14 protein-coding genes and 1 tRNA gene are annotated in these 13,465 nt (G+C 63.3%); 4 read left to right on the top strand and 11 right to left on the bottom strand.

Going from position 1 to position 13,465, the window contains the following annotated elements; genetic code table 11:
* Positions 1–108: 108 nt before the first annotated feature.
* Together XH88_RS01270 and XH88_RS01265 are read right to left on the bottom strand one after the other, a co-directional pair.
* A complete protein-coding gene (locus tag XH88_RS01270; RefSeq protein ID WP_271613604.1) occupies positions 109–1,095 on the bottom strand; it encodes an NAD-dependent epimerase/dehydratase family protein in 987 nt (328 codons plus the stop codon).
* Between the two features lie 76 nt (positions 1,096–1,171).
* Positions 1,172–1,246: transfer RNA gene (locus XH88_RS01265), tRNA-Gly, on the bottom strand.
* Between the two features lie 274 nt (positions 1,247–1,520).
* On the opposite strand from XH88_RS01265, the gene trxA reads away from it, so the two are divergent.
* Together trxA and XH88_RS01255 are read left to right on the top strand one after the other, a co-directional pair.
* Positions 1,521–2,444, top strand: a complete 924-nt coding sequence (gene trxA / locus XH88_RS01260) for a thioredoxin (RefSeq protein ID WP_271613603.1) — start codon at positions 1,521–1,523, stop codon at positions 2,442–2,444.
* Positions 2,445–2,476: 32 nt separating this feature from the next.
* A complete protein-coding gene (locus XH88_RS01255; RefSeq protein WP_271613602.1) occupies positions 2,477–3,154 on the top strand; it encodes an LON peptidase substrate-binding domain-containing protein in 678 nt (225 codons plus the stop codon).
* Positions 3,155–3,166: 12 nt separating this feature from the next.
* On the opposite strand, the gene XH88_RS01250 is transcribed toward XH88_RS01255, so the two are convergent.
* From XH88_RS01250 to XH88_RS01215, 8 genes are all read right to left on the bottom strand, one after another.
* The gene (locus XH88_RS01250) at positions 3,167–5,680 is read right to left on the bottom strand and encodes an EAL domain-containing protein (RefSeq protein ID WP_271613601.1); all 2,514 of its coding nucleotides are present in this window, start codon (positions 5,678–5,680) and stop codon (positions 3,167–3,169) included.
* A 265-nt stretch (positions 5,681–5,945) separates the two neighbouring features.
* A complete protein-coding gene (locus XH88_RS01245; protein ID WP_271613600.1) occupies positions 5,946–6,365 on the bottom strand; it encodes a hypothetical protein in 420 nt (139 codons plus the stop codon).
* Positions 6,355–7,266, bottom strand: coding sequence for an FAD:protein FMN transferase (locus XH88_RS01240; protein WP_271613599.1), 912 nt, complete (start codon positions 7,264–7,266; stop codon positions 6,355–6,357). The genes XH88_RS01245 and XH88_RS01240 overlap by 11 nt, the downstream gene beginning before the upstream one ends.
* Positions 7,247–7,717 carry an FMN-binding protein gene (locus tag XH88_RS01235; RefSeq protein WP_271613598.1) on the bottom strand — a complete coding sequence of 157 codons (471 nt, stop codon included), beginning with the start codon at positions 7,715–7,717 and terminating at the stop codon, positions 7,247–7,249. Before XH88_RS01235 ends, XH88_RS01240 begins: the two co-directional genes overlap by 20 nt.
* A 55-nt stretch (positions 7,718–7,772) precedes the next feature.
* Complete coding sequence (locus XH88_RS01230; protein ID WP_271613597.1) at positions 7,773–9,245, bottom strand: hypothetical protein; 1,473 nt, start codon at positions 9,243–9,245, stop codon at positions 7,773–7,775.
* A gap of 359 nt (positions 9,246–9,604) precedes the next feature.
* Complete coding sequence (locus XH88_RS01225) at positions 9,605–10,186, bottom strand: cytochrome b/b6 domain-containing protein (protein WP_271613596.1); 582 nt, start codon at positions 10,184–10,186, stop codon at positions 9,605–9,607.
* Between the two features lie 54 nt (positions 10,187–10,240).
* Positions 10,241–10,519: a PepSY domain-containing protein gene (locus XH88_RS01220; protein ID WP_271613595.1), complete on the bottom strand. Its 279-nt coding sequence runs from the start codon at positions 10,517–10,519 to the stop codon at positions 10,241–10,243.
* Between the two features lie 206 nt (positions 10,520–10,725).
* Positions 10,726–11,076, bottom strand: coding sequence for a hypothetical protein (locus XH88_RS01215; protein ID WP_271613594.1), 351 nt, complete (start codon positions 11,074–11,076; stop codon positions 10,726–10,728).
* 90 nt (positions 11,077–11,166) lie between these two features.
* Between XH88_RS01215 and XH88_RS01210 the strand changes: the two genes are divergently transcribed.
* Entirely contained in the window at positions 11,167–11,697 is a 531-nt protein-coding gene (locus XH88_RS01210; RefSeq protein WP_271613593.1) for a TetR/AcrR family transcriptional regulator, read from the top strand.
* Positions 11,698–11,757: 60 nt separating this feature from the next.
* Positions 11,758–11,955 carry a Trm112 family protein gene (locus XH88_RS01205; RefSeq protein WP_092232493.1) on the top strand — a complete coding sequence of 66 codons (198 nt, stop codon included), beginning with the start codon at positions 11,758–11,760 and terminating at the stop codon, positions 11,953–11,955.
* Positions 11,956–12,037: 82 nt separating this feature from the next.
* Here XH88_RS01205 and XH88_RS01200 read toward each other — a convergent pair whose 3' ends face one another.
* The gene (locus tag XH88_RS01200; protein WP_271613592.1) at positions 12,038–13,258 is read right to left on the bottom strand and encodes a ubiquinone biosynthesis hydroxylase; all 1,221 of its coding nucleotides are present in this window, start codon (positions 13,256–13,258) and stop codon (positions 12,038–12,040) included.
* Positions 13,259–13,465 lie beyond the last annotated feature (207 nt).

Genomic DNA, 13,465 nt, shown 5'->3' with positions numbered 1-13,465 from the left:
CAAAAACGCGAAAACAACCCCATGCACAGTAGAACGGCACGGACCGGATGGCGAGCGGCGACATCGGCCACACGCCTGATTCATCGCGCGAATTGACAAAAGCGGCGACTACGTGGCGACCGGGTAGGGCCCCTCGTCAAACAGCGTGTCGTGATAGCCCTTCGACCCCACCTCGTGCGCCAGGCGGCTACGAAAATCGCAGCCCTCACGAAGGCTGCGCAGCACATGGGCGAAGTCGAATTCGGGACGCCAGCCGAGCTCGCGCCGCGCGCGGTCGTTGACATAGACGCGATCGATCGCTGGAAACAGCCGCCAGCCACGCGCTGCGTAGAGCTGCGCACAATCCGGATAGAGCTCGCGCACGACACCATCAGCATCGCGTGCGAGCGCCGCAAGGTGGTGTTGCCTGAACGGACTGGTCGCCGAGACGATATAGCAGCCGAAGCCGATCTCGCCCGCGCGCGCCATGGCGAGCAGATGCGCGCTGACCGCGTCCGCGATATCGAGCCGGCGATAAAGCAGCTCGTTGGCCTGCGCGTTGTCGAGCGCATAGGCCGACCGCATCGCGGGATCGTCGTCGTCCTCGGGGAAGAAGCGCGAGGTTCGCAAGATCAGGACCGGCAAGCCCCTCTCGCGAAAGAACAGCTCGCACAGATTTTCCGCCATCAGTTTTGTGGCGCCGTAGATGTTCTTCGGCACCGACGGGAGCTCTTCGGTGACCCACACAGCAGCCTGCCCCGCCTCGGGGCGGAGCTGCGAGCCGAACGCGCTGGTGGTGCTGGTGAAGACGAAGCGCCTCACACCGGCGGCATCAGCCGCCTCGAGCAGGTTGAGCGTACCGGTGACATTGGTGTCGACGAAGGCCTGCTTGATATGGGTCGCCACATGCGGCTTGTGCAGCGTCGCGGTGTGGATCACGGCCGTAACGCCGTCCATCTGCGTCCGGACGAAGCTGGGATCGACGATCGAGCCCACCGCATCGGTGAAAGGAGAGGCCTTCAGATCGACTCCACGTGCAGGTGACCCGCGGCGCCGGAGCGTCCGCAGAATGGCCTCTCCGAGGTGGCCGGCGCTGCCGGTGACCAGAATTGTCATTTCAGACCCGAACCAGCCGCCAGCGGCGTGGAAAACCACGTCTCAGTCTGGTTTGGCTGGATGCTCTGGGAAAAATTGGAGCGGGCGAAGGGGCTCGAACCCTCGACCCCGACCTTGGCAAGGTCGTGCTCTACCACTGAGCTACACCCGCATCCTGTGTCGGTCGCGTGACGCGCCGGCAACGGCTGTCGTATGCCAAAAGCGGGAGGCGAATGCAACAGCTACCGGCAGCATCATCTCGCTTTCGGAGCCCCAATATGAGCCCGATCCCGGCCAAATGGACCAAAAATGGTCCCGACCTGCCGAATCGGCCGCCATGGATTGAAATTCGGCCGTCCCGGCCCAATTTTAGGGCCTGAAACGAAGCATCGGAAGCGGCAACGTGCTAAAGACCCGCCATTCCAGACATCAGACGAGGGGATCCCGTGACGATCATCGACCAGGGTAACGGAGCGCCGGGCCCGGCTGCGGCCGATCTGATCAAGGACACCACCACCCAGACCTTCGTGAAGGACGTCATAGAGGAATCGAAGCGCCAGCCGGTGCTGATCGACTTCTGGGCGGAGTGGTGCGGCCCCTGCAAGCAGCTCACCCCCATCCTCGAAAAGGCGGTCAGGGCTGCCAAGGGCAAGGTCAAGCTGGTCAAGATGAACATCGACCAGCACCCCGCGATCCCCGGCCAGATGGGCATCCAGTCGATCCCGGCGGTCATCGCCTTCGTGAACGGCCAGCCGGCCGATGGCTTCATGGGCGCGGTGCCGGAGGGCCAGCTCAACGCCTTCATCGAGAAGCTGACCAAGGGCGTGACGGCCCCCGGCGAGCCCAATATCGCCGAGATCCTGCAGGAAGCCGAGGGCGTGCTCGCCGAGGGCGATACCGCTGCGGCCGCGCAGATCTATGCAGAGGTGCTCCAATACGATGCGACCAACATCGCCGCGCTGGCTGGTCTCGCAAAATGCTACGCCACGTCAGGCGCGATGGAGCAGGCGAAGCAGACGCTGGCCATGGTGCCGGAATCCAAGCGCAACGACCCCGCCGTGAAGGCGGTGCAGACCGCGATTGACCTCGCCGAACAGGCCGAACAGCTCGGGCCGATCGCCGAGCTTGAACAGAAAGTCGCCGCAAACCCGCTCGATCATCAGGCGCGCTTCGACCTTGCCACCGCGCTGAACGCGAAGGGCGACCGCGCGGCTGCCACCGAGCAGCTGCTCGCGATCGTCAAGCGAGACCGCAAATGGAACGACGACGGCGCCCGCAAGCAGCTGGTGCAGTTCTTCGAGGCCTGGGGTGGCACGGACGATGCAACCGTCGAGGGACGAAAGCGCTTGTCGACGATCCTGTTTTCTTAAAGCGCAGGTTGGAAATCGCCGCGGGGACTGAGATGCCGATCAATATCGAATATCGCGGCCCCGCCGACCTTCCGGAGATCATTCCGGTGTTCCCGCTGCCCGGCGCGCTGCTGCTGCCGCGCGGCCAGATGCCGCTCAACATCTTCGAGCCGCGCTATCTGGCGATGGTCGACGATTCCTTCCGGGACGGCCATCGCCTGATCGGCATGATCCAGCCTGACGTGACACATTCGCCGAAGGATTCCGACAAGCCGGTGCTGTTCCGGGTCGGCTGCGTCGGCCGCATCACCCAGCTCGCCGAATCCGGCGATGGCCGCTACATCCTCGAGCTCACCGGGGTCGCGCGCTTCAAGGTGATCGAGGAGCTCGAGGTGCTGACCCCGTACCGACAGTGCAAGGTCGATTTCTTTGCCTTCGCCGACGACTTCACCGCGCGCATGGGCGAGGAGGCGGTCAATCGCGAGGCGCTGCTGGTGGCGCTGGCGGATTTCCTGAAGGCCAACAATCTCAAGGTCGACTGGGAGGGCGTCGAAAGCGCGCCCAACGAGGCGCTGGTCAACGCTCTGGCGATGATGTCGCCCTATGGCCCGGCCGAGAAGCAGGCGATGCTGGAAGCCCCTGATTTGAAGACTCGCGCCGAGATCCTGATCGCGGTGACCGAGATGGACCTCGCCAAGAAGCGCACCAGCGGTGATCCGCCGCTGCAGTGAAGGTGCGTGGGTTCACGCCGCTCGGACAGCCGCCTTGTCGCCTCGCTTGGCGCCTCGCCTCAGCATTTTCGCGACGCCGGATGCAGGAATCGGTTGACCGAAATAATAGCCTTGCGTTTCGGCACAGCCTTCCTCACGGAGGATATCAAGCTGCTGCTTGGTTTCGGCACCTTCCGCGGTCGTCGTCTTGCCGAGGCTGACTGCAAATCGAACGACCGCTCGCGCGAGATGATGCGCGTCTGGGTCAGCGCTGGACAGTTCGTTGACGAAGCTGCGGTCGACCTTGATCTTGTCGAACGGGAATCTCTGTAGAAAGCTCAGCGATGAATAGCCGGTGCCGAAGTCGTCCAGGGCTATTCGCACGCCAAGCTCGCGCAGTTGACCAAGTGTTGCGAACACAGCTTCGCTGTCGTGCATGATGACCGTCTCCGTCACCTCAAGCTCGAGTCGGTGTGGCGCAACGCCCGAGTTCGCCAGTGCGCCGACAATGACCGGGACGAGCTCGTTGCTCCTGAATTGGGCCGGAGACAGGTTGATCGCGATCCTGAGATGGGCGGGCCATTTGGCGGCTTCGCTACATGCCGTCCTCAAGATCCATTCTCCCAGCGGCACGATCAAGCCGGCCTCCTCCGCGAGAGGAATGAATTCGCCGGGCAAGACCAGACCTCGCCGCGGGTGATGCCAGCGTAGCAGGGCTTCGAAGCCGAGGATCTCGCCCGTCACGGTATCGACGAACGGCTGGTAGTGCAGCTCGAATTCGTGGCCAGCAAGCGCATCCCGCATGTCGCGCTCGAGGTTGCGTCGCTCCTGCATGAGCTGGTCGAGTTCCGGCTCGAAGAAACGGAATGCGCCACGTCCACCGCTCTTGGCCGAGTAGAGTGCGAGATCCGCGCTCTTCATGAGCACATCGGAATCGTCGCCATCGCGCGGTGCAATGGCAATGCCGATGCTGGTGCCCACCGTGACCCGGTGATCGTCGAGATCGAAGGGCTCGCAAAGCGCCTTTCGGATGCTCTCGGCGAGCGCGGCTGCCTCAACGGCCGGGTTGGTCACATAGTCGATCACGGCGAACTCATCGCCGCCCAGTCGCGCAATCAGCGCGGTTTCCGTGGTGCACTCGCGCAAACGCGCGGCGACGGCGCACAACAGGGAATCGCCCGCGGGATGCCCCAGTGTGTCGTTGACCTCCTTGAACCGGTCGAGGTCGAGTATGAGCACCGCCAGATTGAGGCCACCATTGCGGGTCACGGCAAGCGCATGCTCCATCCGGTCCCTGACAAGCACGCGATTGGGCAAATCGGTCAACGCATCGTGTTGCGCCATATGAGCGATCTTGGCTTCGGACCGGCGTTGCTCGGTCACGTCGAGATGAGTGGCTACCCACCCGCCGCCGGCCATAGGCTGTCGGGTCACGCAGATCAATCGACCATCAGCGAACTCGTCGATCCTGCTCGAGACTGTATCGAACGGCAACGCGGCCAATCTCGCGAGGAATTGCTCGGCGGCGCCCTCGCTGGTGTCGCTCTTGAGGATGCCGGTCATGACGCGATGCCTGATGATGTCGGCATGCGGGGTCCCCGCTATCAGCAGTTCCGGCGGCAATTGATAGAGCCGGGCATAACGCTCGTTGCTGACGACAAGTCGCCTCTCCGCATCAAACATGCACAACGCCTCGACCATGTTGTTGATGGCCGTATCCAGCCTGAATTTCTGATCCTGGATTTGCCGTTGCGAATCTTCCACCTGCTGTCTGGCGCGCGAAAGTTCGAAGATGATTTCCTCGAATCTGCTGGTTCTGCTCGCAAGGCGACGATCCGCCAGGACGCCGACGAAGCTCATCCCGAGCACCGACAGAGCCACACCCGCAATTGCAATGGCGAGGAAGTCCGGCGAAAGCGACAATGTATCGTTTTGCAGCGTCGGGTCGGGGACGATCTGCACCGCTCCCATGGCCGTGAAATGATGTGACACGATGGCGAGCGTCAGCAGCAGCGCCGCGGCGAAGGTCCCTCGCTTGTCCTTGCGGCCCATGGCGACCGCGAGCGCCGCATAGCCAAGGACCATGCCAAGGCCGATCGAGACGAGCACCAGCCCAGGCGACCATGCCACATGACCCGGCACTTCGAGGGCCCACATGCCGATATAATGCATGCTTGCGATGCCGGCGCCGATGATGCCGCCACCGGCAGCTGCGCGCCAGCGCCCGGAATTGTTGACGGCAACTCCGAAGCCGCCCGAGGTCAGGATCATCGCAGCGGCAAGTGACAACGCTGTCAGAACGAGGCTGTACCCGGTCGAGACGCCGGGCTTGTAGGCGAGCATGGCGACAAAATGCGTCGCCCAGATTCCGTAGCCGATGGCGGCGCCGGCGATCCCGATCCACATCAACCGCGTTCTGGCGCGCGCCGCAATGGCGCGATGGAAGATGCTGACGGCTACAATGCTTGCTGCGAAGCAAACCAGGCCAGCGAGCAGAACGAGCCGCCAATCGTGCTCGGTCGTCAGGCAGGAAAAAACGCGGAACATGCAATATCGCTCCCTCGTCAATACGACCGAAGATTGATTCGGCCGGACTTGTTCCACGTTAATTTCTTTGCAATGCTTGGTTGCATGCCTATCGCGAGGTAAACGTCACTCGTCAAAAGACGCGAATCGGCCGATGTCGCGCGGGTAAGAAGGTAGGGGTCCCACGAAACTACGCGGGTAAGCGCGCCCGTGGCTCCGTCACGGCCAACTCAATTTCACGGATGAGCGCGGACGCGTTTGCGTCCCGGAGGGCTCGAGCCCGATGCTATCGCCGCGCCCGTCGACCCAGCCAGATATGTAGCGGGAGAATTAGCGCCAGCGAGACTCCGGTGCCCAGATGGATCCAGCTCATCAAGGGCCGCACCGCTTCCGATCCCAGATAATAGAGCCCGAATGCGGTCACGATCAGCACGGCGTTGATCGCAGCCATGACGGATCCGGACACGAGATTCTCGCCGCTGCGCCAGGATCGCTGCACGTGCAGCGGAATGAGAGCCCCCAGCAGCAACAGCGCCAGCATCGCCATGCCGCCATGGACCATCAGCATGTTGGCGGCGACCTGCTGCCAGATCTCGTCGCCCGCAACGTCCTTCTGCCAGTCGGCCACGAGCCAACCCGCGCCGGTCAAAACCAGCGCCGCGAATGCCGCATAGAGCGGATAGCGATAGGAGGTTCTAAGCCGCAAGGTGCACCCGGTGATGCCAGTCGGACGTGATCTGAACGCCGCCATCGGTCGAGATCAGCAAGGCGCCGGCGCAATAGGATTCGAGCAGCTCGCCCGCGTCGGTCCCGGCGATCATCACGACCTTGGTCAAGGCATCGGCGATCATGCAGGACGGCGCGCGAATCGTGACGCCATCGACCAGGCTCGCCGGCCGCCGGGTTGCGGGATCGATCACTGCCGAACCACCGGGCTCACGGCGGTCGAACAGCTCGACGCGGCGCGCCGTCGAAGCCAGCGCTTCGTCGGCGATTTCGATGCTGCAGACCGGCCGGCCGGGGTCGCGGGGATCGCGGACGTGAACGGTGTGCGATTCCGCACCGAACGCGCGGAGGTCGCCACCCGCGTTCACCATGCCGCCTGAAATGCCGAAATCGCGCAGCACGGCCACCGCGCGGTCGACGGCAAACCCCTTCGCGATGCCGCCGAGATCAATCATCACGTCGCTCGATCGAAAGCGGACCTGATGATCCGGAAGCAGCTCGATCGCGTCGGCGCAGCTCGCAAGCGGCGCCGGTGCCAGTCTGTCCTCGAGGAGCGGCAACAGCCCGAGCGTCTGCAGAGCCGGCGCGATGGTGACATCGAACAAGCTGCTGGAGCGGCGATGCAACTCAACGGCGGTGGCGAGCACCTCGTAGGTCCAGTCATGAACGCGCACGGGGCGAATGCCGGCTTCGCGGTTGAGCCGGCTGACCTCGCTATCTCCCTCGTGAAAGCTCATCAGCCGATGCACCTGTGCAACGGCATCGAATGCGGCTTCGATGGCGCGTTCCGTGCCGGATCTGCGGTCAGCGGCAGCCTCGATCTCCACGAAGGTGCCGAGCAACGGCCGTGCGCGACGGATGCTATCGGAGGCGATTGCCATAGGCCGCCAATATCCGTTTCACGCCTTCGGTGATATGGGTCGACGACAGTGTCGCACCCGCGATGTTCCTGATGTCGCCATTGATCTTGAGCGCACTGCCGCTGGTCTTGCCGACGAACTGGGCGAGCCAGCTCGGGCTCCTGACGTCGCCGCCATAGGATTCCCGGTATTCCAGGATCTCGACCTTGTGCACAGCGCCCGCAGGGGTCAGCGCCACCGCGTAGTCGATGAAGAGGTGCTTGCCGACCACCCGGTCGAACACGAAGAAGCCGACCACCTTGCCGCCGGCTTCGGCCTTCCAGACCCGCCCCACCTGAACTTCGGAGAACTGCGTCGCGGACGGAAATGCTTCCTTCTGCGCCTCCTCGATCGACAAGTACCGAACGGCATAAGCGGGAGAGGCGGCAGACAGAAGCGCCGCTGCCGGCACGGTGTATCGAACCCAACTCATCGTCACCTCGCTCGTGGTCCTGTGATCAGATCCGGCAACGTTGTTCTCATCGCCATCAGAAGAAGAACCCGACGCCGCCGAGGAACGAATCCGACAGCGCGCCGGTCGCGCTCTTGTCGATCACGTGCTGATAGGTCGCCTTCAAGACGACCTTGGGCGACGGAAACACGGCAAAACCGGCCGTGTGGTACTGCCGCTGACCCTGGCCTGTCGGCAGATTGGCATCGGTGCCGGCGAAGCCGCCCGTCTGCAGGTTCATATAGGTGTAACGGTAGAACGGCACGGCCTCCCACTCGCTGTTGAGGACGGTGCCGAGCGGCACATGATAGGCGATCTCGCCGGAATAGCCGTACATCGACTTGCCGACATTGTTGGTCGGGTCCGTGTCGTTGTTGGCGCGCAGGTTTTCCGGGTGCCCGAATTCGGCGCGGACATATTCGCCGCGGACCTCGAGACCCGTGTCGGGCACCCTGTAGCGGAATTCGGCGTCAAACATCGCAAGGCTCGACCTGCCGAGGAAGTTGCCGAAATCATCATGCGCGCCGCGCGGCGTCGTGTTCGGCGAGTAATAGGCGCTGACGCTTCCGGCGAAGCCGGCCCAGAATGTCGGCGTGAAGTCGAGCCGGCCCGACACTGCCGTGGCGTTGTTGAGCTGCTGGAAATCGCCGAGCGGGGGCCTCGAGAAACCGAGTGCGTTGACGCCGTCAATGCCCGCAATATAGGCCGTGCCGGGAAGCGGGACGGTGTTGGCATCGGTGCGATTGTCGAAGGAGTCGCCGAAATCCTCGTTACTGGCGCTGACCATGACCTGGTATTTGAGGTCCTCCGTGATCGTCCCGTAGACGCTGGTGGACGGGACCTTCCAGGTCGAGGGAATGATGCCGTTGTAGAGCTCGGGCCGGTTCACGCTGTAGAACTGCGTCGGCTCGTGATGCTGATTGATGTAGCCAAATGGCACGAGGTCGACGCCCGGCGAACGCCAGTTGAACAGGTCGATGATCTTGAAATCGACCCAGACCTGCTCGATCTCGGCGGTGCCGTGCAGCTTGTCATCATTGTCGAATCCGGCGCCGGCGTGCTCGAACTCGATTTCGGCGTTGAAGATGATGTTCGGGGTGATCGCATAAGTCGGCAACAGAACGAACCTGGCCGCATCAAAGCCCTTCTGCCACTGTCCGGCCGCGGCGGGATTCTGCATGGTGCCGAACTTGATCTCGCCATAGGCCCCGATGCTGAGACCGGGGACAGGAGAATCCGCAACTCCGAGGATCGGCTTGTCCGCCGCCGGCAGCGGCGGCAGCGCCATGAAGTCTTTCGACTTCGGCTTGGCTGGTTTCTCCGACGATTGGGCTTCGGGCTTCTGATCGGCGGGCTTGGCTGCCTCCTCCTTGGTGTCGGCAGATGGCGCCGCCGCATTGGCGCTCCTCAGCGCTGCCGTCTTGGTCGTCCGCTTTGCATCTGCGTCGGCCGCCGGCCGATCCTGCTTCTGCTTCAGTTCGGCTTCGAGCTGCTGGATGCGCTGCTCCATCTTCTCCAGCTTCTTGAGCAGGACATCATTGGCTCGGCCTTCCCCGGCGTAAGCCGCGCCAGAGCTCAGAACCGAAATGGCGGTCGCGGCGAGCAGCGCTGATCGGCGCCGATATCGGCGAGCTCGAACAGCTGGCGCAACTGAATCCGTGAGAACGTGAAATGGCATGCATTCCCCCAAAAGGCTTGCGGCATTCGACCGCAGGAAAAGCCTGCAAATTTCCGCCCTGAAAAGCAGAACGAGGGGAAGCGAAGCTAGAATAGCTCCACATTAGAATTAGAATAATGAAAGGGACGACGCTTGCGTCCGGCGCAAGCAAATGATCCGACAGGAATTTCTGCGAAATTAAGCGGGCGCGCTCAGGGATGATGGCGGACGCGTTTGCGGCCGGTGATCATGGCGCGGATCAGGTTCTCGCGCCGGAGCACGCCCATCAGCACCACGCCCACGATATGCAGCACGGCGAGGATGATGACGGCGTCCGATGCATAAACGTGGGGGTCCTCGATCCACCACACGCCGAAGAAAGGGACCGTTACCGACAGTGCGCCCGTGATGGTCGAAACGGCAAGTGACAACAGCAGCGCCACCAGCATCAGCGTGCCGGCGGGGTTGAGCCCGAGATAGCGGCCGGTGATGCCGCGGCGCAGATTCCAGAGATAGGACGGCGCGGCGCGAAGCCTGACGCCGAGCATGCCAAAGCGCGAATAGCGGCTGCCCCAGAAGCCCCAGAGCAGGCGGAAGACGAGAAGGCCGATGACCGTGTAGCCGGCGATGCGGTGAAGACTGTCGTAGACGGTGGGCGTGAACCACGCGGTCACGACGCACAATGCAAGCGCCCAGTGCCAGAGCCGCAGCGGAAGATCCCAGACCTCAACGGTTCGATCTGCGGGGGTCCGATCAGACACCCCGCGCACGACTGGCACCGCTTTCTCGATCAAGCCGTGCCGCCTTCAAGGATGACGTGCGGTGCTTGCAAAGATCCCTCGCAAAGATCACTTGGCGATCGTGTGCTTCAGGCTGAGATCTTCCGGGCTGTAGAACAGCTCGTAGAGCTTGCCTTCCTTGACGCCATAGACCTCGTAACACGAGCCTTCGATCTTGGAACGCCGCACTTCATAGCCCAGCGCCCTGGCCTTGGCTTCGGCCTCGCTCGCCGGTTTCCACGATGCCTTGTCGAGCTTGGTGCAATCCTTGAAACCGTCGGCCATCGCCGTCGACCCCATGCCGATTCCGACCGTCAGTGGGATGGCGAGAACACGAATGATTTTCACTGATATCTCCTCTTCTGTCTTGGGCGCAAAGCGCGCTCGAAGGAAGCCAGGAAGAGAGTGAAGTCAATCGTGGTTCGAACCGGCGTAGCGTTAGAGATATTCTAGCCGTTGCGAAAACATCAGCGCGCTCCGTGCGCAACGCATGTTTCGCAGCTGGCTGCGGCCTTAAGCCTCACGGGTTCGATAGCGCGAGAGTTCCGGCGCACTCAATAGCCGGCCACCGCCATGGCGACGACGGCGCTGAGCGCCATCCAGCCAAAATGCCGGCCGCGCGTCGCCCATGCGTTGGCGCAGGCCGACAAGCCGAACACGCCGACCATCGTGATGACGACCCAGTGGCGCGCCGCGCCTGAGTCCATCCAGGGCACAGCGATCAGCAGCACGCCGCAGCCGATCCAGGCCACGGTCGAGGCCTGCCAGACCAGGCGGATCAGGGTGCGGAGCCGCTCCGGCTCGATGCGGGCGCGGGCAAAGACCTTGGCCTCGCCGAGGACGCCGTGGATGAGCGCCACGACGATGGCCCCGACGCCGGCGCATTGGAGCAAGAGATCACGCATCGATGCCTCCATACATATGTGTATGGTTGGATAGGCGCTGGCCAGCGTCCTGTCAATACACTAGTGTATGGTCGGATTTCGGAACCCGACATGACCGAGCAGCTCTCAGCCGACGACTGGATCAAACAGGGCCTCAAGGCGCTCACCAGATACGGCTTCACCGCGTTGAAGGCCGATCCATTGGCAAAGGCGATGGGCGTCTCCCGCGGCAGCTTTTACTGGCATTTTGCCGATCTCGGCGCGTTCCAAGCCGCCGTGCTGAAGCGCTGGCGCGAAATCGCGGCCGAAGAGATCATCGCAGGTGTGGAGGCTGACAGCGACGAGCCGCTGAAGGCGCTGTTGCGCAGGAGCTTTGGTGCCCGGCTCGATCTGGAGCGTGCAGTGCGCAACTGGGCGGCGTTCGATGCGGCGGCGCAGGCAGCCGTCCGCGCCATCGATCGCCGCAGGCTCGATTATATCGAGGCGCTGCTGCAACGACGCGGCTTCTCCGCGACCACCGCCCAGGCGCGCGCGCAAATCCTGTACTGGACGTTTCTCGGCTTTGCCCTGTCGGGGACGCCGGTGCCGGCCGCGCGACTCCGGGGCCTGCTCGACGAGATCCAGAAGATGGTCTCCGCATGAGCCGCGGTGGGCTGACGACCTATTCTGTGCTAGAGGCAACCGGATCGCCGGAGATCTTTCATGAACGCGCCTACTGAACGTCCCGAAAACAGTGTCGATCCAAAACTGCTGGAGATCCTGGTCTGCCCGCTGACCAAGGGCCCGCTGGAATTCGACTCCGCCAAGCAGGAGCTGATCTCGCGGTCTGCAAAACTCGCTTATCCCATCCGTGACGGCATTCCGATCATGCTGCCAGAAGAGGCGCGGAAGATCGATTGAGGAATTGGCGCGGCGGCCGCGCCACATCCTCGATGTCGTCCCGAAGGCAGAGCGTGTAGCGCGAACGACGCTTAAAGCGCCCTTACAATGTCTCGCCCTTGAGCAGCCGCGGGATCTCGCCCGTCAGGCCGGCGGCCTGGCGGATGAAGAGATTCTTCAGCGGCGGAGTGCGGTCGACGAGGCCGAGGCCGATGTCGCGCACGGTGCGCAGCAGCGTCGACTGGTTGGAGAACAGGAAGTTCAGCGAGTTGGTGGCAACGCCCATCGCCATCGTGTCGAAGCGGCGCCAGCGCTGGTAGCGCTCGAGCACGTCGGCGCCGCCGAGATCCATGCCGAGCCGCGCCGCATCGACGACGACTTCGGCCAGGGCGGCGACATCCTTCAGCCCCATGTTCAGGCCTTGCCCCGCGATCGGGTGAATGACGTGCGCGGAATCGCCGACCAGCGCGAGGCGCTCGGCGACGAAGGAGCGCGCCACGAAGTAGGACAACGGAAAGGCGCGCGGCTTGTCCAGCGCCTTGACCTCGCCGAGATGCAAACCAAAACGTTGCTCGAGTTCGCCGTGGAATTCCTCCTTGCTGAGCGCGACGATGCGCGCAGCCTCGGCACGTCGCTCGGTCCACACCAGCGAGGAGCGCTTTCCGGTGAGCGGCAGGATCGCGAACGGCCCTGCGGGCAGAAAATGCTCTTCGGCACGACCTTCATGATCGCGCTCATGGCCGACGGTGACGACGATACCGGATTGATCGTACTCCCAGCCATGGGTGGCGATGCCGGCACGCTCGCGCAGCTTCGACTTGGCGCCATCGGCAGCGACCAGCAGGCTCGCCGCGATCACGCTGCCATCGCCGAGCGTCACGTCGATCCCCTCGGCGCGCGCGTCGTAAGACGCAACTGTCGTCGCGCGAAGATCAATGCCTTCGGCCTCGGCGCGAACAAGCAGCGCATCGATCAGGCGGCGGTTCTCGACCATATGCGCGAAGGGCTCGCCGGGCGCGACATCGCCGGCGAAGTTCAGGAACACCGGACGCGTTGCGTCCTCCAGCCTGGAATCGGTGACGACCATGTCAAGGATCGGCTGCGCCTCGCTCTTGACATCATCCCAGGCGCCGAGCGCCTCGAACAGGCGGCGGCAGGCCGCGACGATGGCAGTCGCACGGGGATCGCGGCTCGGTCGTGTGGCGAGCGCGGGATCGGCGACGATGACGGGAATCTCGGGGCCGAGGCCCTGGCGCAAGGCAAGCGCGAGCGCGAGGCCCGCAAAGGCGCCGCCGCCAATGACAATGTGACCCTGTACCGACATACCCCGACTTTCCTGCCAAAATTCCCGGCCAATTCTCGTCTTGCTAGCAGACTTGAGGTGGGCGAAACAGTGCGGTGAAACAAGGGCGGAACAGTCTCATTCCGTCATTCCGGGGCGCGCGCGAGCGCGAGCCCGGAATCCAGAGGTTATCAGCTCGAGATTTCCGGGTTCGGACTTCGTGCGCCCCGGAATGACGAGGAATTCGAA

It is taken from the genome of Bradyrhizobium sp. CCBAU 51627 (assembly GCF_028128765.1).
Lineage (GTDB): Bacteria > Pseudomonadota > Alphaproteobacteria > Rhizobiales > Xanthobacteraceae > Bradyrhizobium.
This window is presented reverse-complemented; position numbering and strand designations above follow the sequence as displayed.

Excerpts from the sequence above, each read along its gene's own strand:
- XH88_RS01255 (WP_271613602.1), top strand. The coding sequence starts at position 2,477 with ATGCCGATCAATATCGAATATCGCGGCCCCGCCGACCTTCCGGAGATC.
- XH88_RS01240 (WP_271613599.1), bottom strand. The coding sequence starts at position 7,266 with ATGGCAATCGCCTCCGATAGCATCCGTCGCGCACGGCCGTTGCTCGGC.
- XH88_RS01230 (WP_271613597.1), bottom strand. The coding sequence starts at position 9,245 with ATGGAGCAGCGCATCCAGCAGCTCGAAGCCGAACTGAAGCAGAAGCAG.
- XH88_RS01210 (WP_271613593.1), top strand. The coding sequence starts at position 11,167 with ATGACCGAGCAGCTCTCAGCCGACGACTGGATCAAACAGGGCCTCAAG.
- XH88_RS01205 (WP_092232493.1), top strand. The coding sequence starts at position 11,758 with ATGAACGCGCCTACTGAACGTCCCGAAAACAGTGTCGATCCAAAACTG.
- XH88_RS01250 (WP_271613601.1), bottom strand. The coding sequence starts at position 5,680 with ATGTTCCGCGTTTTTTCCTGCCTGACGACCGAGCACGATTGGCGGCTC.
- XH88_RS01235 (WP_271613598.1), bottom strand. The coding sequence starts at position 7,717 with ATGAGTTGGGTTCGATACACCGTGCCGGCAGCGGCGCTTCTGTCTGCC.
- XH88_RS01215 (WP_271613594.1), bottom strand. The coding sequence starts at position 11,076 with ATGCGTGATCTCTTGCTCCAATGCGCCGGCGTCGGGGCCATCGTCGTG.
- XH88_RS01200 (WP_271613592.1), bottom strand. The coding sequence starts at position 13,258 with ATGTCGGTACAGGGTCACATTGTCATTGGCGGCGGCGCCTTTGCGGGC.
- XH88_RS01270 (WP_271613604.1), bottom strand. The coding sequence starts at position 1,095 with ATGACAATTCTGGTCACCGGCAGCGCCGGCCACCTCGGAGAGGCCATT.